General features: G+C 42.1%; 22 protein-coding genes. 5 read left to right on the forward strand and 17 right to left on the reverse strand.

From position 1 onward, the window contains the following. Positions 1-115 precede the first annotated feature (115 nt). Together hflK and hflC are read left to right on the forward strand one after the other, a co-directional pair. Positions 116-1081: an FtsH protease activity modulator HflK gene (hflK, locus tag Q4550_RS10280; protein WP_194218378.1), complete on the forward strand. Its 966-nt coding sequence runs from the start codon at positions 116-118 to the stop codon at positions 1079-1081. Next, positions 1074-2003: a protease modulator HflC gene (hflC, locus tag Q4550_RS10285; protein ID WP_194218377.1), complete on the forward strand. Its 930-nt coding sequence runs from the start codon at positions 1074-1076 to the stop codon at positions 2001-2003. The genes hflK and hflC overlap by 8 nt, the downstream gene beginning before the upstream one ends. 110 nt (positions 2004-2113) lie before the next feature. Here hflC and Q4550_RS10290 read toward each other — a convergent pair whose 3' ends face one another. Beyond that, a complete protein-coding gene (locus tag Q4550_RS10290; protein WP_303532421.1) occupies positions 2114-2671 on the reverse strand; it encodes a manganese efflux pump MntP in 558 nt (185 codons plus the stop codon). A gap of 143 nt (positions 2672-2814) precedes the next feature. Between Q4550_RS10290 and Q4550_RS10295 the strand changes: the two genes are divergently transcribed. Further along, positions 2815-3081 carry a DUF2533 family protein gene (locus Q4550_RS10295; protein WP_194218375.1) on the forward strand — a complete coding sequence of 89 codons (267 nt, stop codon included), beginning with the start codon at positions 2815-2817 and terminating at the stop codon, positions 3079-3081. Between the two features lie 38 nt (positions 3082-3119). Here the strand turns inward: Q4550_RS10295 and Q4550_RS10300 are convergent, their stop codons facing one another. The 5 genes from Q4550_RS10300 to prfA form a co-directional block, all read right to left on the reverse strand. Continuing rightward, complete coding sequence (locus tag Q4550_RS10300) at positions 3120-4160, reverse strand: L-threonylcarbamoyladenylate synthase (RefSeq protein WP_303532828.1); 1041 nt, start codon at positions 4158-4160, stop codon at positions 3120-3122. Between the two features lie 188 nt (positions 4161-4348). Beyond that, positions 4349-4780, reverse strand: a complete 432-nt coding sequence (locus tag Q4550_RS10305; protein WP_303532422.1) for a GNAT family N-acetyltransferase — start codon at positions 4778-4780, stop codon at positions 4349-4351. 84 nt (positions 4781-4864) lie between these two features. Then, entirely contained in the window at positions 4865-5470 is a 606-nt protein-coding gene (spoIIR, locus tag Q4550_RS10310; protein WP_303532423.1) for a stage II sporulation protein R, read from the reverse strand. A gap of 93 nt (positions 5471-5563) precedes the next feature. Continuing rightward, positions 5564-6409, reverse strand: coding sequence for a peptide chain release factor N(5)-glutamine methyltransferase (prmC, locus tag Q4550_RS10315; RefSeq protein WP_303532830.1), 846 nt, complete (start codon positions 6407-6409; stop codon positions 5564-5566). Positions 6410-6416: 7 nt separating this feature from the next. Beyond that, positions 6417-7487 carry a peptide chain release factor 1 gene (prfA, locus tag Q4550_RS10320; RefSeq protein WP_194218371.1) on the reverse strand — a complete coding sequence of 357 codons (1071 nt, stop codon included), beginning with the start codon at positions 7485-7487 and terminating at the stop codon, positions 6417-6419. 148 nt (positions 7488-7635) lie between these two features. On the opposite strand from prfA, the gene Q4550_RS10325 reads away from it, so the two are divergent. Beyond that, positions 7636-8970, forward strand: coding sequence for a CoA-disulfide reductase (locus Q4550_RS10325; RefSeq protein ID WP_303532424.1), 1335 nt, complete (start codon positions 7636-7638; stop codon positions 8968-8970). Positions 8971-9007: 37 nt separating this feature from the next. Here Q4550_RS10325 and Q4550_RS10330 read toward each other — a convergent pair whose 3' ends face one another. The 9 genes from Q4550_RS10330 to Q4550_RS10370 all read right to left on the reverse strand — a co-directional run bounded on the left by Q4550_RS10330 (position 9008) and on the right by Q4550_RS10370 (position 17379). Next, positions 9008-9382 carry a hypothetical protein gene (locus tag Q4550_RS10330; RefSeq protein WP_303532426.1) on the reverse strand — a complete coding sequence of 125 codons (375 nt, stop codon included), beginning with the start codon at positions 9380-9382 and terminating at the stop codon, positions 9008-9010. A gap of 119 nt (positions 9383-9501) precedes the next feature. Beyond that, complete coding sequence (locus tag Q4550_RS10335; RefSeq protein ID WP_194218368.1) at positions 9502-10119, reverse strand: thymidine kinase; 618 nt, start codon at positions 10117-10119, stop codon at positions 9502-9504. 302 nt (positions 10120-10421) lie between these two features. Then, a complete protein-coding gene (rpmE, locus tag Q4550_RS10340; RefSeq protein WP_303532428.1) occupies positions 10422-10628 on the reverse strand; it encodes a 50S ribosomal protein L31 in 207 nt (68 codons plus the stop codon). A gap of 150 nt (positions 10629-10778) precedes the next feature. After that, complete coding sequence (gene rho, locus Q4550_RS10345; protein WP_194218366.1) at positions 10779-12044, reverse strand: transcription termination factor Rho; 1266 nt, start codon at positions 12042-12044, stop codon at positions 10779-10781. Between the two features lie 504 nt (positions 12045-12548). Beyond that, a complete protein-coding gene (gene glpX, locus Q4550_RS10350) occupies positions 12549-13517 on the reverse strand; it encodes a class II fructose-bisphosphatase (RefSeq protein ID WP_303532430.1) in 969 nt (322 codons plus the stop codon). Between the two features lie 93 nt (positions 13518-13610). Then, positions 13611-14900 (reverse strand): UDP-N-acetylglucosamine 1-carboxyvinyltransferase, encoded by a 1290-nt coding sequence (locus tag Q4550_RS10355; protein WP_194218364.1) that lies wholly within the window; start codon positions 14898-14900, stop codon positions 13611-13613. 113 nt (positions 14901-15013) lie between these two features. Beyond that, a complete protein-coding gene (gene fsa / locus Q4550_RS10360) occupies positions 15014-15667 on the reverse strand; it encodes a fructose-6-phosphate aldolase (protein WP_194218363.1) in 654 nt (217 codons plus the stop codon). Between the two features lie 188 nt (positions 15668-15855). Then, entirely contained in the window at positions 15856-16719 is an 864-nt protein-coding gene (gene fba, locus Q4550_RS10365; protein WP_159786369.1) for a class II fructose-1,6-bisphosphate aldolase, read from the reverse strand. Positions 16720-17010: 291 nt separating this feature from the next. After that, on the reverse strand, positions 17011-17379 hold the full coding sequence (locus tag Q4550_RS10370; RefSeq protein ID WP_194218362.1) for a response regulator: 369 nt from the start codon (positions 17377-17379) through the stop codon (positions 17011-17013). Positions 17380-17633: 254 nt separating this feature from the next. Here Q4550_RS10370 and Q4550_RS10375 point away from each other — a divergent pair, with 254 nt between their 5' ends. Then, positions 17634-18164, forward strand: coding sequence for a DUF2529 family protein (locus Q4550_RS10375; protein ID WP_303532436.1), 531 nt, complete (start codon positions 17634-17636; stop codon positions 18162-18164). Between the two features lie 55 nt (positions 18165-18219). Here Q4550_RS10375 and Q4550_RS10380 read toward each other — a convergent pair whose 3' ends face one another. Both Q4550_RS10380 and rpoE read right to left on the reverse strand, forming a co-directional pair. Next, positions 18220-19833, reverse strand: coding sequence for a CTP synthase (locus tag Q4550_RS10380; RefSeq protein WP_303532438.1), 1614 nt, complete (start codon positions 19831-19833; stop codon positions 18220-18222). A gap of 420 nt (positions 19834-20253) precedes the next feature. Then, positions 20254-20745 carry a DNA-directed RNA polymerase subunit delta gene (gene rpoE, locus Q4550_RS10385; RefSeq protein ID WP_194218359.1) on the reverse strand — a complete coding sequence of 164 codons (492 nt, stop codon included), beginning with the start codon at positions 20743-20745 and terminating at the stop codon, positions 20254-20256. Positions 20746-20973: the final 228 nt, after the last annotated feature.

Here is a 20973-nt window from a genome sequence, read left to right on the forward strand (position 1 = left end):
GGATAAATCCACCCTCTATCGCCCAACCGTTATTGTGAAAAAATATGGGAATTACGAAACCTTTTTGTTATCTGCACGTAATACTTGTTATAAGAAAATCGAGGGGGGAAGTTAGATGTCACAAAGAAAAATTGTCATCCTGTCAGGTGCGGTTGTTTTATTTCTTATCCTGGGGGTCATTCTAGTTACAAGCTGGTATACAGTGGATGAATCAGAGCAAGCTGTCATTATGACATTTGGGAAAGTAGATGAAGAAATAAGCGAGGCTGGTCTTCATTTTAAACTGCCATGGCCGATCCAACAGGTGGATATTTTACCAAGAGAGACGTTCAGCTTAACGTTTGGATATGATGAGGAAGATGGAGAAATTGTGGATTTTCCAGAGGAAACAAAAATGGTAACTGGAGATGAAAACATCGTACTCGCCGACCTAGTTGTGCAATGGCGGATTACGAATCCTAAACAATATTTGTACTACTCTGATGAACCGAAAGAAATTCTCTATAATGCTACATCTGCTTCATTAAGGGGTGTGATCGGTAGCTCAGAAATAGACGAAGCCCTTACGTCAGGTAAAGCGGAAATCGAAGGAAATGTTCGTGATATTCTCACCCAATTAATTGATCGTTACGAAATTGGAATTTCCATTCTTGATGTGAAGCTTCAAGACGTTGAACTACCAAATGATGAAGTACGTAAAGCGTTCACAAACGTCGTCGATGCCCGTGAACAAAAAGAAACGACAATCTACGGTGCGAAGAAATACAAAAACCAGGAGCTCAATGTTGTAGAAGGTCAAAAGGACGCTCGTATTTCGAAAGCTGAGGGTGAAAAGGCTCAGCGAATCGAGCAAGCCCGTGGTGACGTTGCTACTTTCAATGCTCTTTATAATGAATATAAAACCAATCCTGATATTACAAGACAGCGCCTTGTGTTAGAGACGCTAGAAGAAGTTCTTCCTGATACGAAAATTTACATTACCGACGAAGGTGGAGACACCGTCAAATACTTACCGATTCAGCCAGCAAAAGAAAAAACAGCTGAAACCCCAAAGCCAAAGGAGAGTGAAAAGAATGAGTGAGAACGTTTTTAATATGGATGAACACCGCCGTAAGATGAGTCCTAGAAAAATTGTAAAAACCGCAATACTTATCGTTCTCCTTCTCATTATGATTGGCGGGCTTTTCAGCACACTATTTGTTGTAAAGGAAGGCGAGTACAAGGTCATTCGTCAATTTGGTGACGTCGTTAAAATCGAAACAGAACCCGGCCTAAAATTTAAAGTACCGTTCATTCAGTCAGTTACGACGCTTCCAAAGTATCAAATGCTTTACGATGTCAATCCAGAAGAAATTACAACGAAAGATAAAAAGAGGATGACTGTGGATAATTACGCCGTTTGGTCTGTCAGCGATCCACAAGATATGATCACTAATGCACGAACTATTGAAAATGCCGAAGCGAAAATGGGTGAGTTTATTTTCTCAGTCATCCGATCTGAACTTGGTCAGCTTGAATATGAGGAAATCATAAATGAAGAGAAATCTAACCGGGGTAGCTTCAACGATAACGTTCGGGAGCGAGTAAATGAACTCCTCGATCGCGATGCGTACGGCATTCAGGTAACAGATGTGCGCATGAAGCGCACCGATCTCCCTGACGCAAACGAACAGTCCGTATTCCAGCGAATGATTTCAGAGCGTGAATCGAAAGCACAGGAATATTTATCTCAAGGTGACGCGGATTCCGATCGAATCAAGGCGGAAACAGATAAAGAGGTCGATACCATAATTGCTAAAGCAGATGCCGATGCGGAAGAAATTCGCGCAGAGGGAGAATCTGAAGCGGCTAAAATCTACAACAAAGCATTTAGTAAAGATCCTGAATTCTACGAGCTTTATCGCACGCTCGAGTCGTATAAAACGACTTTGAACGACGAAACAGTGATCATGCTCCCAGCAAACTCTCCTTACGCGAGACTTTTACAGGGGATAACGGAGTAATTCAGCTTATCTTAAGCTTCAGGGAGGGTGTCCGCAAGTACCTTAGCCTTCCCTGGAGCTTTTTATTGGCTGAAATTTGGATTTATTAGCCAAACACACTTAACTGCACATTACAAAATCAAAAGCTTCAGCCCAAACCCAAATAGTATGCAACCGCCGAGAAGTTCGCTGTACGAGCCGATCCAGCTCTGAAATTTCCGACCCATCATTAAGCCTGACCACGTTAAGAGCATGCTAATAAGGCCAAACAATAAGATTGTGATAACCACTCTTGCACCGTAAATGCCAAGACTTAACCCAACGGAAAAGCTATCAAGACTAACACTTAAAGAAAAAATAAGTAAACCAAACCCCACTGGCGTGACAAACGGTTTATCACTTGATGAGAGTGAGGATAGTCCCATTTGAATGCCTAGTACAAGCAAGAGACCGCCGCCGATCATTGTTGCAATCGTGCCAAAATGCTCGGAAAGCACGCGCCCGATGATCATACCGGCAAGTGGCATCCCCATATGAAATAGTCCGATCACAACGCCGATTTTGGCAATTTGGCGAAGCCGGAGCGGGATCATACCCATTCCTAGTCCAACTGAAAAAGCATCCATGCCGAGAGCAAACGCCATTATACTTAACGTTGCAAGCTCACCAATTAATGCAGTGGAAAACATTCCATCTCCTCCCGGGACGTGCTATTCAACTTTTATGCACGTCCTCTTGAAAATAGAAGGGAAAGGAGGAATAATAGGTTAGGAAGGGCTCGTTAAGGGTAATGTTCTAGTATGGAATGAGCCGAAATGGAGGAACTAATTAGATGAGCGTTCACAAAGGTATTTCAAATCAGCTTAATGAAAAAAATCGTGAAATTAAATTGTTTATTCAGTTAGATAAAGAGCGCGAAGCAGCGATTGCTCATGCTGTTGAACAATGTGAAGCGAACAAATCTTATACAACTGAACGGATCAATGAACTTTCACTTCAAATTAATGAACTTGCTAAACAAGGAAGTATCCCTACACGAACTTACGTAACAACGAAAATGGTAGAAGAGTTTGTAGAAAAGAAACGCAATAATAATTAGCCTCGATGAAAAAACCCGCTCAAATGAGCGGGTTTTTACTATTCTTTAATCACACGATTGTTCGCAGCTTTTGATAGCCGGTTCATAACCGCTGCTCCTACTCCCTCATGTGTGAATATTTCACTATAGATTTCATCCACATCGGATTCATCGAACTGCCTCAATACATCATAAAGACGATTCGCTACAGAAATAAGGTCATCTCTTGATCCACATGGAATGATGATATCTGCTTGATATAATGACTTTGATTCCTCTGTTGCCAGGATGCCTATTTTCAATCCTTCTGCTCTACGCTTATCCACAATCGTTTGCAGATGCTTTTCTGAACCATCCACGAGCGTAACAGGAGCTGTCGGTGCATAGTGTTTATACTTTACACCGGGAGACTTTGGCTTTTGACCATCATCACTTAATGCTGGATCAACCTTCACTTCGCCGACCACTTCTTCTAACTGCTCCTTCGTGACACCCCCTGGACGGAGAATTGTCACGACATCTCCAGAACAGTCCACAACAGTAGACTCAAGACCAACACCAGTTGACCCTCCATCCACAATGCCAGCGATCCTTCCGCTCAAATCATGAATGACATGATCAGCTGACGTCGGACTTGGTTTGCCTGATAGATTCGCGCTTGGCGCTGCAAGAGGTAAGTTCGCAGCTTTTAATATGGCCAGTGCTACAGGATGGTTTGGCATGCGAATGGCTACCGTATCGAGTCCCGCTGTTACATTTCTAGCCACGCTCTGTCCACCAGGTAAAACAATTGTTAGTGGTCCCGGCCAAAATGCATTCATCAGATCATCCGCTTGCTTCGGAATACTCGTTACTAACTTTTCCACATGTGGACGAGAGGCAACGTGCACAATAAGCGGATTATCTGCAGGTCGTCCCTTCGCTTGGAAGATTTTTGCGACGGCTTCTTCAGATAAAGCATTCCCACCAAGCCCATAGACCGTCTCAGTAGGAAAAGCAACGACTTCATTTTGTTTTAAATATTCTGCAGCTCCCATAATTTGTGGATAACTTTTTTCACTATCCACATTTCCATCCACATACCAAACATTTGTGTGGATACCTTCCATGTTATACACCTTCTTATATCATAAATACTAATAAGCCCGGTTATTTCGGGGAGATATGTGATCTTTCCACAGGATTCTACACGATTCGTAAAAACGCTTCCTTCGTCTTATTACATCAATATCCACATTGTGTGGATAAGGAATGCTTGTTTTGTGTATAACCTTGTTGATGAGATCGCCTACGTTAACCGTTTTCTCATAATCACTCGCTGATCTGAATGATTTGTAAATAACTCATTTGTCTTCAACGTTGTTGGGATATTTTCTACAGGAATTGTCGAGAAACCGAAAACTTGAAAGAAAAAGGATTCTTCTTTTGATGTAAGATATAACTCGTCCAATTGGTTTTTTTTCGCCAATTGAATCACCTGATCAAAGAAACGTAGCAAACGCTCTGAGGTGGATTCGGAGCTGTTTAAGACGAGAGCTCTAAGTAAACCTGCATTTCCAAACGTTTCAAGGGCAATGACACCGAATAGCTCCTTCTCTTCTGATTCTGCGATAAGGAAGGACTCAATCTTAGGTAGCCCGTCCACCTCGAGTCCAGAACGTTTCACGAAATCCCAAACGGCGGCGACATCTTCAGTAGTTGCTTCTCTAACTAGAAACAATTGAATCTTCCTCCTTCAAATTCTTATTTGAGCACAATACCGTTCTGTTATGGTCTTATGCTTCGAAGGAGGAAAATAGACCTTTTAACTGAATATCCCTTTAATCCATTCAACAATCGTATCAATTATTTTGACGAGGAAGAATTCAACTTCTACTTCTTCAGATGGTTCTTCCGCTACATCATTTTCAGCTTGGACGGCATCACCATTTGAGAAATCAAGAAAGCAAAGCGGTGGAAACAATACGCACCACCAGTTATCCCCAAGCCCTTCACCAATCGTAATGAGCACAGCTTCGTAATCACCTGCCGGATAAACGAAGTCGCCATAAAGCTTCGTTGGAAAAGCCACTTCCCCGAACGTAACAGAAAAAGATTCACGACTACCGATCATTTCTAATTGCTTGCTTACGATAGCTTCAATCTCGGCCAGACGACTTTTAATCACATGACGAGATTCTTCAATAGAAGTTAGATCAGCAACCCATTCATTAATCGAATCATTGACTTCATCACGAATGCTGCGTTTCACTGTTTGATCTTCATTACTATTGCTATTTGCTAAAATGCGAAGACGAATCGCTTCGTCTGGAATAACCTGTTGATTTGCTGTTACTATTCCCGAACTCTGGAGACTTGAAGCAAGAATAAAAAATGAGATTAATAGATTAATAAGTCCTCTTTGATTCATCTTGTATCCCGTCCCTTCTAGCTCTCATTCTGGCCAGAATCGAACGTTTTAAACGTAGAACTCTTCACCAGAATGTGAGTAGAATCGACAGGGTTACTTTACAACACCAAATACCATCCGTTCTTTCCCACTAATATCTTTCACCACTTCCACTTCAATGTCCCCACTAAAAGAGGATTCAAGCATTGTAGCAACGGTTCTCGCCTGCTTTTCTCCTACTTCAAATCCAATTAATCCTGGAGACGAGATCAAACTAGGGAGACCTTCCGCAAGTCTTCGATAAAGCTCATATCCATCTTCTCCTCCAACGAGTGCCTGAATAGGTTCATAATCTCGAACCAACGGGTCAAGAGTTGCGTATTCTTCTTCAGAAATATACGGAGGATTTGAGACAACGATATCAAGCTTACGTCCTGCTAACGGCTGAAGTAGATCGCCATGAAGAAACGTGATTGGCGCCTCAAGCCGTCGCGCATTTTCCTTCGCAACTTCTAGAGCATCTTCAGAAATATCGACCGCAGTGACTTCTCGATTTTGAAGTTCAAGCGCTAGACTAATTGCAATTGCCCCACTTCCCGTTCCAATGTCAGCAATCGTTGCCTGTGTCGGGTCGAGAAATAGATCCTTCGCTCTTGTAAGGATGCCTTCCACAAGCTCTTCTGTTTCAGGTCTTGGAACGAGAACATGATGGTTGACCCGATACGTTCTACCATAGAACTCTTCCTTTTCGACAATGTGCTGAACAGGAATGCCGCTCGCATGCTCCTGAATTTTCGCTTCAAAACTTTCATAATCAGGCATTTCGTCTTGCATTCGAAGGAGCAAATCCGTTCTCGTTACATTTAACTCATGCTTAATCAGCCATTCAGCTGCTGACGCTTCACGTCCATGCTTCTCTAAAAAAGAAGAAGCCCATTTAAGGGCTTCGAATACAGTCATCATAGGGTCACTCTCCAGCTTCTGCCATTAAGCGCGTTTGCTCTTCTGTAATTAGCGCATCAATGAACTCATCAAGCTTCCCTTGAAGAATCTGGTCAAGTTTCTGAATCGTTAAGTTAATTCTATGATCCGTCACGCGGTTTTGTGGGAAGTTATACGTACGGATTCGTTCAGAACGGTCGCCCGTTCCAACAGCGGATTTACGGTTATCGTCATACTCTTTCTGTGCTTCTTGTTGGAACTTATCATACACACGAGCACGAAGAACCTTCATCGCTTTTTCTTTGTTCTTAATCTGTGACTTCTCATCCTGACACGATACAACAACACCTGTTGGCGTATGGGTTAAGCGAACAGCTGACATCGTTGTATTAACACTCTGTCCACCTGGTCCACTTGAAGTAAATGTATCAACACGAATGTCTTTGTCATGGATTTCAACTTCCACTTCTTCCGCTTCAGGAAGCACGGCTACTGTTGCCGTAGACGTGTGAATACGTCCACCTGATTCTGTTGAAGGAACACGCTGCACTCGGTGTGCGCCGTTTTCGTACTTCATTTTGGAATACGCGCCGGCACCGTTGATCATAAAGATAATTTCTTTATAACCACCTAGCTCCGTTGAACTATATTCGATGACTTCAGACTTCCAACCTTGCATTTCAGCAAAGCGGCTGTACATTTTGTATAAGTCACCAGCAAATAATGCGGCTTCGTCTCCACCCGCTGCTCCTCGAACTTCGATAATTACGTTCTTCTCATCGTTCGGATCTTTAGGAAGAAGTAGCACTCGTAAGCGCTCTGCATACTCTTCTTCTTGTGGTGTAAGCTCTGAAAGCTCTGCCTTCACCATTTCACGCATTTCTGCATCTTTTTCTTCCTCAAGCATCGCCTTCGCGTCTTGAATGCCTTCGAGAATTTCCTTATATTCACGATACACCTGAACGGTTTCCTCAAGGCTAGCTTGCTCTTTGGAATATTCGCGGAGTTTCGTCGTGTCATTAATGACTTCTGGATCACTCAACAACTGATTTAACTTATCATAACGTTCTTCTACAATTTCTAAACGGTCTAACAAGATCTTTCACCTCGTTTTCGTTGCATAACATTCTAATTATAGTATAGGACATTTCGCCAGTCAAAAGCAAAAATAGCTTTAACATCATTTTTTAAGGGTAAACTGTAAGTAAGCTAGACTGAACGATTAGGAAAGGGGCTGTTTATAGATGAAGTTTGTTATTATTGGCGGAGATGCGGCTGGTATGAGTGCAGCAATGCAAATTATTCGAAACGATGAGGAAGCTGAGGTTGTGACGCTTGAAAAGGGAGATATTTATTCGTATGGCCAATGCGGGCTGCCTTATGTCATTAGCGGAAAAATAGAATCAACGGATAAACTGATTGCAAGATCCGTCGATACATTTCGAGAAAAGTATGGAATTGACGCACGTGTCTACCATGAGGTTACAAACGTTGATACTGAAAACAAAATCGTAAAAGGAATCAATTTAAAAACGAATGATCATTTTGAAGAAAATTACGATAAGCTTCTGATCGCTACAGGAGTAAGTCCTGTTAAACCAAAATGGGAAGGCATCGACCTTAACGGCATACATACATTAAAGACCATTCCCGATGCTGAAAAAGTGATAAAAGATCTTGATGATTCCGTACAAAATGTGGCGGTCATTGGCGGTGGGTATATTGGCCTCGAAATGGCCGAAACGTTCCGTGAACTCGGTAAAAATGTACGCATCATTGAGTTAGGACCGCACCTTGCCAGTATTTTTGATGACGATATGGCTGAACTTATACATGAAGAAGCCGAGCAAAACAATGTTTCGGTTCATACAAATGAAGGCGTTCAGTCTTTCAAAGGGGATAAGCGCGTCAATAAAATCGTGACTGACAAAGGAGAATATGATGCAGACCTTGTTCTCGTCTCAGTCGGCGTCAAACCGAATACTGGTTTCCTCAAAGAGTGCGGTCTTCACACGACTTCTAACGGAGCTATACAGGTGAATCGCTACATGCAAACAAGTAAAGAGGACGTATATGCAGCCGGAGACTGTGCAACCCATTATCATCGAATTAAAGAACGAGATGACTTTGTTCCTCTTGGCACAACGGCAAATAAGCAAGGGCGCATTGCTGGCCTTAACATGATTGGGCAACCAAATACGTTTAAGGGGATTGTTGGCACATCTGTTATTAAATTTTTCGGATTAACTCTTGGCCGTACAGGCCTTTCAACTAGTGAAGCAAAAGAGTTAAACCTGCCATTCTCAAGCTGTTCAACGGAGGCAACTGACATTGCGGGTTACTACCCAGAAGCTCGTGAACTTTGCGTAAAAATTATCTTCCGAGATGATAACGAACGAATTATCGGCGGACAGTTTATAGGAAAGTACGGCGTTGATAAGCGAGTTGATGTGCTTGCAACGGCTCTTTACCATCAGATGACGCTTCATGACATTGAAGATCTGGATCTCGCTTATGCTCCGCCTTACAATAGCGTATGGGATCCATTGCAACAGGCAGCCCGACGTGCCCAGCACTAAACATATAAAACAAAACAACCCTCTCGTATGAGAGGGTTTATCTTGCTCGCACATGAATTTTGTATCTGGGTACGGCTTGATAAATTTTAGCAGCGAGGTTTTTTTTCTGTTCATTTAAACTCGCTTCATTTTTATTGCTAAATTTCACATTTACCCACGCGTGATTTCCTGTAATTGAAACGACTCCAGCATCGTAACCTTCTGTCTCGACGACTTCACGAATCTTATCTTGATCGTCACTAATTGTTGGCTTATCAACACTCATATTGCGATAAGACTGAGGATTTAAGTTAATATCTGTGTTTAAATTCTGACCTTCTCCCGCTTGTCCATCCGCCTCTGGTGGTTTTAATGGCGAACAAGCAGCTACAAGTAAAAGGAATGCAATCATCAAAGTTGAAGCCTTTCTCATCAGTCAGTCACCTCCTCGTTTTAAGGTGCCCAAAGATGACAGGTTAGATTCTCCTTCTCTCCTTCTATCGAAATGAAACCAGATGTTTTCGCGCATTAAAAAAGCCCGGTTTCCCGGACTTATTTTGATATTTGCTGCTCTTTATTGTCTCGAGCCGTTGGTTTCCCTGGTACTTTGTGACAATGACGACAGCGTGGTTCATAGGATTCTGACGCACCAACAAGGATAATTGGATCCTCATAATGCGCGGGCTTCCCATCAATCAAACGCTGGGTACGGCTTGCTGGAGAACCACATACAACACAGATTGCTTGTAGCTTCGTAACTGATTCAGCAACCGTAAGAAGCTTAGGAACTTGCCCGAATGCTTCGCCGCGAAAATCCTGGTCCAGTCCTGCGACGATTACACGAACGCCTTCATCAGCAAGCTGCTGAGCCACATCTACGATTTCTTCATCAAAAAACTGTACTTCATCTACCGCAACCATATCTGTATCCTCTGAGACGCGGTCCAGGATCGCTTGTGAATGATCAACTGGGACAGCGATAACGGACATTCCATTATGAGACACAACAGATTCTTCGCTGTATCTATCATCAATTTTAGGCTTGAACACCTGGACTTTTTGCTTTGCATAAGTCGCTCGCTTCACTCGACGAATCAATTCTTCCGACTTTCCGGAAAACATACTTCCGCAAACAACCTCAATCCAGCCGCTGTGCTTCATGACATGCATTCAACCGCTTCTCCTTTCTCCAGCATAAGCATTAAAAAATGACTGATCAGCACAGTCTTTATTTTGCGTATACTTTCATCCAATTATTGATTTTAAATGTTTATTATTTCATCGGGTATGATCTCACACTTACTCACTTATAGGAAGAAACGAGTGAGCAAATGTATTTGCTCGAGCCGTTTCTTCCTATAAGTGCTGAGGTGAGTCAACAATCTTCCCCTACCTTATAACAAAAGCATTGTTTCCACTAAGAATATTGAGTAAAAAAACAGGCAAGGAGTAAAAACTTGCCTGTTCTATCATTAACCTTTTAGGTTGTATTTTCTTCTAAACTTATCTACGCGTCCACCAGCGTCATTAAACTTCTGACGTCCAGTATAGAACGGGTGACATTCAGAGCAAACCTCTACACTGACGCCATCCTGTTTTGTAGATCCAGTTTCGAATTCGTTACCGCAAGCACATCTAACTTTGATGTTTTCATAACCAGGATGAATTGCTTGTTTCATGAATTTCATCTCCTTCCGCCCTGATTCCTGAGGAACCAGAGTTAAATGAAGCTAAAAGGGAATACCTTTTAGCTTCTGCACACATAGAAGTATTATAGCAGGGAGGTAGAGACAATGCAATTGATCATCCTGTGACGAAACGATCACTAATTAGCGAGATGAACCGCTTTTTTCTTTCTCAAATAGATCGAAAAATTCTTTATTTTCCTTTGTTTTCTTGAGGCGTTTCAAGAAATTATCAACGAATTCAAATGAGTCATCCATGCTCTTACGGATTGTCCAAAGCATTTCAAGCTGTTCTTTTGGAAGAAGTAACTCTTCTTTACGCGTGCCAGAGCGACGAATATCAATCGCCGGGAAGACACGTCGTTCTGCAAGACGACGATCAAGATGCAATTCCATGTTGCCTGTTCCTTTGAATTCTTCATAAATAACGTCATCCATACGAGAACCTGTTTCCACAAGAGCTGTCGCTAAGATCGTCAAGCTACCGCCTTCTTCGATGTTTCTTGCCGCACCAAAGAATCGTTTTGGACGATGGAAAGCAGCAGGATCAATACCACCTGAAAGTGTACGTCCACTTGGAGGAATTACAAGGTTATAAGCACGAGCAAGACGTGTAATACTATCAAGAAGAATCACAACGTCTTTCTTATGCTCAACAAGACGCATAGCTCGCTCTAGCACAAGCTCAGCTACTTTAATATGATTATCCGGCGTTTCATCAAAAGTTGAATGAACAACATCGCCATCAACAGAACGCTCGATATCGGTTACTTCCTCAGGACGCTCATCAATGAGAAGCACGATAAGTTCTGTGTCAGGATGATTCGTTGTAATGCTGTTAGCAATTTCTTTCAGCAACATTGTTTTCCCTGCTTTTGGGGGAGCTACGATCAAACCACGCTGTCCAAAGCCGACAGGCGAGATCATATCAATGATACGCGTTGAAAGATTGCCTGATTTGTTCTCAAAGTTCATTCTTTTCTCAGGATACAGCGGCGTTAGCGCTGGGAAATGCACGCGTTCTTTAGAAGAATCAGGGTCTTCTCCATTTACTGCGGCTACGTGTAAGAGACCGTAGTAGCGCTCATTTTCTTTAGGCGGTCGTACTTTACCCGATACGCGATCACCGTTACGTAAATCGAATCGACGAATTTGTGAAGCGGAAATATAAATGTCTTCTGCACTAGCTGAGTAGTTAATCGGTCGTAGGAATCCAAATCCTTCAGAGGAAATAATCTCTAGAATACCTTCCATGAAAAGAAGGCCAGATTGTTCAGCCTGCGCTTTCAATATGGCAAATACAAGTTCTCGCTTGTTCAACTTGCTATAATATGAGACTTTGTATAGTCTTGCCTGTTCATATAGATCTTTTAACGTCATTTGTTCTAATTCTGATATATTTACTGCCATGTTGACACCACACTTTTTATATAATAATAGGTTTGACCCTAACGGCTGGAAAATGATATGAGTGCGCAAAGAGGTTTGCTTTCACAACGTATGTACGTTGTATAGAGTTGACCAATTTGACGATTGAGAAAATAAGTAAAGAGAGAAAGAGTTTGTTGAGATCCTGTGAGAGGCTATCTATTCAGGCATCTCTTAAGTGAGAGTAGAGGAAGTGCACAACGAAGGTGTTGCTTAGCAATCGTTACTCTGATAATTCTCGGCTTGTTCGAGCGTCATCTTTGGCTCATGATCAACTTGTAAAAGAAAGCACAGCGAGTATAAGTACCTCTTCTCCACAGATCGAATGAGCCAGGATTAGTTTACTATCTATTTCGTTCACATTATAGTTTCGGTAACTAAATGTAATAACAATAATACAGCACCTTATAGTTTTACCAGATTCCTTAGGAATATTCAACATGTAAAAGCCAATGTTGCATGAGATCTCGCTTACTTTATAGTGATTTAAGGTCGAATGACCAGATCAGGCTTCTTTTGTAAACTATGTTTTCCGTCGATGAAACGAACTGTTCCTGACTTTGCACGCATGACAACGGATTGTGTTGTACCAGAAGTTCCCTGGAACCTAACTCCCTTTAACAATTCACCATCAGTAACACCTGTCGCTGCAAAAATGGCGTCATCGCCTTTCACAAGATCTTCCATATGAAGAACGCGGGAGATGTCTTCAATTCCCATTTCTTTACACCTGCTTAATTCTTCCTCATTTTGCGGTAGCAGCTTACCTTGTATTTCTCCACCAAGACATTTCAATGCTACTGCAGCAAGGACACCCTCTGGTGCTCCACCAGATCCAAACAAAATATCGACACCCGTATCGTCAAACGCTGTGTTAATTGCTGCTGCTACATCTCCATCAGATATAAGCTTAATTCTAGCACCGGCAGAACGCACTTCTTCTATAATCTTTTCGTGGCGCTTACGGTCTAATATGACCGCCACGCAGTCTTCAATATTTTTTCCTTTTGCTTCAGCTACTGCTTTTAGATTCTCGTGTACGGAGGCATTAATATCGATTTTCCCTACTGCTTTTGGTCCAACTGCAATTTTGTCCATATACATATCAGGAGCATGAAGAAGATTTCCGTGATCTGCTACCGCTAGAACAGCGAGGGCATTCCATGTTCCTGCCGCAACAATATTTGTTCCTTCTAAAGGATCGACAGCAACATCGACACGCGGACCATATCCAGTTCCAAGCTTTTCACCTATATAAAGCATTGGCGCTTCATCCATCTCGCCTTCTCCGATGACAACTGTTCCTTTCATCGGAACCGTATCAAAAACGTCACGCATAGCAGTCGTTGCAGCATCATCTGCTTCTTCTTTCTTGCCTCTTCCCATCCAACGCGCTGAAGCAAGCGCAGCTGCCTCGGTCACTCTAACAAGTTCCATCGATAAACTTCTTTCCATCATGCTTCCCCCCAAGTTTACACGATCTCTATTTTTTAAACGCTTACACGAAAAGATGACAGAATGGCGGCTTTCACCGCCTGTTCTGCATTCTTAAGAGCTTTCCACTTCTTTAAGCTCTTCTTGATCTAATTTCTCACGCCAGACTCTCGCGCCAAGATTGCTCAGCTTTTCTACAAGCCGTTCATACCCACGATCGATGTGCTCAAGTCCTGAAACTTCTGTAACGCCTTCTGCCATTAATCCAGCAACGACAAGGGCAGCACCAGCTCTCAGATCAGAAGCACGCACCTTCGCACCTTGAAGCTTAACAGCTCCATTAATGATGGCAGAACGTCCTTCCACCTTCACATTCGCACCCATTCGGCGAAGTTCATCAATGTGCTTAAATCTTGCGCCATAAATTGTATCGGTCACAATGCTACTACCCTCTGCGTTCGTTAAGAGCGATGTAAAGGGCTGCTGTAAGTCTGTTGGGAAGCCAGGATAGACGAGTGTCTTCAGGTCAACGCCTTTCCAGCCTTCGCGAGGTGAACGAATATAAACCTGGTCCTCATTCGTCTCTACCTTTACACCCATCTCACGCAGTTTCGCGATAAGTGACTCAAGATGTTGTGAGATGACATTATCGATGACGACTTCGTCTCCCATCGCCGCTGCCATAATCATATAAGTGCCCGCCTCTATGCGATCAGGTATGATCGAGTGGTAACAGCCACTTAGCTCGTCAACACCATCGATACGAATGACGTCTGTCCCTGCTCCTTTGATCTTCGCTCCCATACTAGATAACAGTGTGGCAACATCAATAATTTCTGGTTCTTTCGCTGCGTTTTCAATGACTGTCCGTCCTTTTGCACGAACGGCTGCAAGCATAATATTAATCGTAGCTCCTACACTTACAACGTCAAGGTAAATACGGGCCCCTCTCAGTTCATCAGCACGAAGGTAAATTGCACCTTGCTCATTTGTTACTTTTGCACCAAGAGCTTCAAATCCTTTAATATGCTGATCAATCGGACGCGGTCCAAGGTTACAACCGCCTGGAAGTCCGATAACCGCTTTATTAAAACGACCCAACATCGCACCCATCAAGTAATAAGAAGCACGTAGCTTCTTTACTTTTCCATTCGGCAGCGGCATGGCAATCATGTCCTGTGGATTCACAGTTAATGTATTTCCATCAAGCTCAGCTTGTCCTCCGATTTCCTCTAATAAATCACGGAGAATTCCCACGTCAGAAATGTTCGGCAAATGATCAATTGTGACAGTGGAATCTGCTAGAATAGCCGCCGGAATTAATGCAACCGCACTATTTTTGGCGCCGCTCACTTGAACTGTACCGCTTAATCGGTGGCCTCCAGCGATCATCAACTTTTCCATAACGGTCTCCCTTCTTCGTCCGCATCTCATTCCTGTTCATGTTTCTGTCGAATTTTGATACTTCTTAAGAATAGTATGGGCAAAAACAGGAAGTTCATGCCAATTTAATATGACTATTTATTTGCTTTCTTCGCTTCTTCCCAGTCAGAAAGGAATTGATCAATCCCTTTATCAGTTAGCGGGTGTTCTAGCATCTGAAGAACGACCTTAAGTGGCATTGTGCCAATGTCAGCACCACGAAGAGCAGCTTCTGTTACGTGCATTGGGTGACGAATGGATGCAGCAATAATTTCAGTCTCAATTCCATGTACCGCAAACAGTTCGGAGATTTCAGAGATGAGATCAAGACCATTTTGGCCAATATCATCAAGACGTCCAAGGAATGGCGAAACGTAAGACGCACCAGCACGTGCTGCAAGCAAAGCCTGGTTAGCAGAGAAAACAAGCGTTACGTTTGTTTTAATTCCTGCTTCATAGAATGCTTTGACCGCCTTCATCCCTTCACGATTCATTGGAACCTTTACGGTAATGTTTGGTGCAATTTCAGCTAATTGTTTTCCTTCTTCAATCATTTCTTCAGCAGTTGTTGAAACAACCTCTGCACTAACAGAGCCAGATACTAGGCTTGTAATTTCACGAAGACGATCATGGAAATTCACTTTTTCTTTCATAACAAGAGATGGATTCGTAGTTACTCCAGCTACTACTCCCATATCGTGTGCTTCTTTAATATCATTCAGGTTTGCAGAATCTATGAAAATTTTCATTATGTTCGTCCTCCTTTGATTTTAGAAAGCGGTTACGAGAAAGATTTTAACATATTTTGTTTTGAGTTAGCTGATTTGATTGTAAATAAATGAAAAATAGTCGCAAGGTAGTAGTTAGGGGATTAAAAAACGGAAATCAGAAACCGCTCATAATAGAGCGGTTTTGATGGTCCGATTTTAAGAAGTTATTACGCTTTGTTAGAAGAACCAAACTCACGCATTTTGCCGATTACTGTTTCTTTAATCGCGTCACGTGCTGGCCCCATGTATTTACGAGGATCGTAAAGATCTGGCTTTTCTTCAAGTACAGAACGAACTGCTTTAGCAGAAGAAAGTTGGCTCTCAGTGTTCACGTTGATTTTAGCATGTCCAAATTTGATCGCTTTTTTAACGTCAGCAGTTGGAATACCAGTACCACCGTGAAGTACTAGAGGAACACCAGTCATTTTGCTGATTGTTTCCATGCGGTCGAATCCTAGGTTAGGCTCGCCTTTGTAAGGGCCGTGAACAGAACCAAGTGCAGGTGCGAAGCAATCTACACCAGTTTCGTTGATAAGGCGCTCACACTCTTCAGGGATTGCGTATGCAGCTTCAGCATCGTCAACGATAAGATCGTCTTCTTGGCCGCCAATGCGTCCAAGCTCAGCTTCAACAGAAACACCAACTGCATGTGCAGCTTCTACTACTTTTGTAGTTAGAGCGATGTTTTCGTCTAGTGGGTAATGAGAACCGTCGATCATAACAGAAGTGAATCCAGCGTTGATCGCTTGCATACACTTCTCGAAGCTAGAACCGTGGTCAAGGTGAATAGCAACTGGTACTGTAACCTTGTACTCTTCCATAAGCGCTTCTACAATTGTAACAATTGTTTTGAATCCGCCCATGTAACGAGCAGCACCTTCAGAAACACCAAGGATAACTGGTGATTGTTCTTCTTGTGCAGCTTGTAGGATCGCTTGAGTAAACTCAAGGTTGTTAAGGTTAAATTGGCCAACTGCGTAGCCTTCTGCTTTACCTTTTTCGAGCATTTCTTTCATAGAAACTAAAGGCATGGTAAATCCTCCTCAATATAATTTAAAAATTGCCAGGATGATACCTGGAACATCTTAATAACGAATACTTGTCATTGAAGCTTGCAGATGTATCCAGAAAAACTGTCTTCTTCAAGATGGCACAAACGCGATGTTTTTATGTATGCCGTCGTCCAAGAATTTCCCGCTATACTGAATTCATTTGCTCTACAATTTCTCCAAAAACACGGTTCTATTATAGCATATCACTTTCATAAAAGAAGGGGAAAAGCTTGATTTAATGGGATTTGTTTATGTAAGCGTTACCTTTCTTTATGAAAGCGATGCTAATTCTTTTTTTACTGCTGCTCGTATCTCGTCAATATCAAAAGGCTTCGCAAAATGGGTAATTGCTCCTAGATCCATCGCTTCGTGGATCATATCTAGTTCACCGTAGGCAGTCATAATAATGACAAGCGCCCTTGCCTCCATTTTTTTGATTCTCTTTAGGATTTCAAGTCCGTCCATTCCTGGTATCTTCATATCGAGAATGACTAAGTCGGGATCCTCACTTTTTACGATCGATAGTGCTTGAACGCCATTCGCTGCCTGGAAGGTTTGATATCCTTCTTTTTGGAAGATTTCGTTTAGAAGAATACGGATTCCATATTGATCATCTACGATTAAAATTTTTTCATTCATGTGAGAGCACCTTCTTTTCAGTTAGTCTTACTGTTTATGTTCGCTTCAAATTGTTGAATCCCTTCCTGATTATACCTCGAGGGCTGGAATTCGCAAGTATCATGTAGTTTCGTTATAATAGGAACCTGCAATGAGCAAAGAAATTGTGCATCTTCTTTTTCGGTATAATGAGGTTCATTCATATATTTATATCCAAAATACAGCCAAAAATCAGTTCTCAATTTTTCATAAAAACTTTGAAAGGCAGTGATAAGATGCTTAAAATTTTTACGACTCAGCTAATGGGGAAGTTTAAGATTATTCAGGATCAGCATGAGATGGTGATTGAAGATATATCCCGATTGTTCGCACAGACGATAACAGGAGGCGGAACGGTTTATTTTTATGGCGAGCATGAGCTCCAGGGTGCTGCTCTTGAAGCTGTGTACGGATCTGAGAAGCTTCCTTCAAGTGCGATTCTTCATGACCCTGCCGCATTAACTGAAAATGACTGCGTGATATTATTTTCACGGTTTAACGATGACAAACTAGCGGCTGAGCATGCTGAGAAATTCAAAGCAACAGGAGCTCAGGTTGTTGGCATATCAGCAACGAAAAAAGAAACGGATCCTCTTCTTGAGCAAAGCGTTCATTTTCATATTAACACCGGCCTTACTTCCGGTCTCGTTCCAAATGATGATGGGGAACGAATCGGCTACCCTTCTCTACTCACTTCTTTGTACATTTATCATGCCCTTTATTTAACTACAAGGGAAATATTAGAAGAGCATGGCTACGAATTTTAATGCTATCTTCTTCTAAAAAAGCCTCTTCTCCGAACGGAGAAGAGGCTTTTTGTAATTATTTGCTGTTAGCGATAGAAGCGCCAATAAATTCTTTGAATAACGGCTGTGGACGAGTTGGACGTGATGTGAATTCAGGGTGGAATTGTGATGCAACAAACCACGGGTGATCTTTCACTTCTACGACTTCTACAAGACGGCCATCAGGGCTAGTTCCAGAGAAGATGAAGCCTGCTTCTTCCATTTCAGTACGATACTGATTGCTGAACTCATAGCGATGACGGTGACGCTCATAAATTACTTCATCGTTATAAGCTGCATATGCTTTCGTACCTTCCGTTAGCTTACATGGATAAAGACCGAGACGGAGTGTACCACCAAGATCTTCAACATCCTTCTGTTCAGGGAGAAGATCAATGACTGGATATTTCGTTGTTGGCTTAATTTCAGCTGAATGAGCACCTTCCAGATTAAGAACGTTACGTGCAAATTCCACAGAAGCAAGCTGCATACCAAGACAGATTCCTAAGAAAGGTACTTTGCTTTCACGCGCGTACTGAATCGCAGTGATTTTCCCTTCAATTCCACGATCGCCGAATCCACCTGGAACGAGGATGCCATCTACGTCAGAAAGAAGTTCCTCAACGTTTTCCTGCGTAACTGTTTCAGAATTAATCCACTTAATGTCAATGTCAGCATCAAATGCATAGCCTGCGTGCTTGAGCGACTCTACAACGGAAATATAAGCATCTTGAAGAGCGACATACTTCCCAACAAGCGCAATTTTCGTTTTGCCTGAGAGGTTTTGAACCTTCTCAACAAGCTCATTCCATTCAGTCATATCCGGTTCTTGACAGTTCAATTTCAAATGTTGACAAGTGATCTCATCTAGCTTTTGTGCTTGTAGAGCAAGAGGAACTTTATAAAGCGTATCAGCATCTTGCGCTTCAATTACCGCATGCTCATCAATATCACAGAACAAAGCGATTTTGTCTTTCATTTCTTGTGGAACTGGCTGTTCCGCACGAACAACAATAACATTTGGCTGGATACCAAGGCTGCGAAGCTCTTTCACACTATGCTGTGTTGGCTTTGTTTTCATTTCACCAGCTGCTTTAAGATAAGGAAGAAGCGTACAGTGAATGTACATAACGTTTTCCTTGCCGATGTCACTCTTGATCTGACGAATCGCTTCTAGGAACGGAAGACTCTCAATGTCTCCAACCGTTCCACCGATTTCAGTAATAACTACATCAGCGCTTGTTTCGTTACCTGCGCGAAAAATGCGCTCTTTGATTTCATTCGTAATGTGAGGAATCACCTGTACTGTTCCTCCAAGATAGTCGCCACGACGCTCTTTACGAAGAACCGTAGAGTAGACTTTACCTGTTGTTACGTTTGAATTCTTAGAAAGGTTAATGTCAATAAAGCGCTCATAGTGTCCAAGGTCAAGATCCGTTTCAGCGCCATCATCTGTTACGAATACTTCACCGTGCTGATAAGGACTCATTGTCCCTGGGTCAACGTTAATGTACGGGTCGAACTTTTGGATCGTTACGCTCACGCCACGATTTTTCAAAAGTCGTCCTAGTGAAGCTGCTGTAATTCCTTTACCAAGCGAAGAAACAACACCGCCTGTTACAAAGATGTACTTCTTATGTTTTGCTGTCATCTTTCTGCCCCCTCATGGTTTATATTCTGCCCTTCAAAAAAGGAAGGGGATTCATCTGAAACGAGAGATTTTATCTTTTTTAATAAAATCAATGCAGATGGTTACATTTTTCTTAACTTAATCGGAAGGTCCACTCGTACTGGCTAAATTCCAGCTTCTCAATGCATTTCATCAATGAGCTTATTAGAAGAACTTGCCTTCAGGTTCTAACAGAAGCCATCGTTCTTCTTATACTTTAGCCCTTTAAAAAGCTTAAAATCCTTAAAGTATAAAAAACAAAAAAAACAAAAGTGGCACCTGTCCCATAAATGAGGGGGCACTTTTGTTTTCATATCGTATCTATAAATTAGTTTAGTATTTTGGTGAAGCCCAAAAATGATTCTACCGATTTCACTACCGAAAGTCAAGAAGCGACAGAAATTATTTCTTTTCTTCTTCGTCGTCTTCCACGTCGTCATCATCGTCATCATCAATGTCTTCATCGTCCAAATCTTCTGTATCATCATCGAAGTCATCATCGTCAAAGTCGTCAAGATCATCTACTTCTAGATCTTCAAGATCGTCTTCATCATCTTCATCGAAACCAAGCTCATCGTCAGTTGATTTCTTGCGTTTCTTTGGTTTAATTGTCGTTGCAAGCTCTTCTTGAGATTGCTCAACAGGATACCAGCCCTTAAGGCCCCACTGGTTATCTCCAAGCGTTACGAAACGACCGTCTGTGTTCAAGTTTGTATAAACTTCTGCAAGCATGTCCTGAAGCTGAGAAGAAGTTAGACCTTTCATCTTTCCAATTCGTTCCATTAACGTGTAGAAAGAAACAGGTTTTTTCTCGTCCTGCAGGATGAAATACATAATATCAATCATGGATGTTTCTTGGATGTCTTCAGCAGACAGCTGCTTTAAGCTACTCACGATATCGGCACTCCCTTTCAATTATCTCCTATGAATAATAGCTGCTAATTTGAGAAACTAGCTTATCACTATTTTAAACGATAGCATTTATTTCAAGCTACTTGTAAATCCTAATACAAAACATACCATTCATTATAAACAAAATTACGCAATCTATGCTACGATTTTCAAACAAATCTATTGAAATAGAAGGATTTCACCTTCAAATAATGTACCTTCTCGTACGAA

Source organism: Anaerobacillus sp. 1_MG-2023, assembly GCF_030547345.1.
Lineage (GTDB): Bacteria > Bacillota > Bacilli > Bacillales > Guptibacillaceae > Guptibacillus > Guptibacillus hwajinpoensis_B.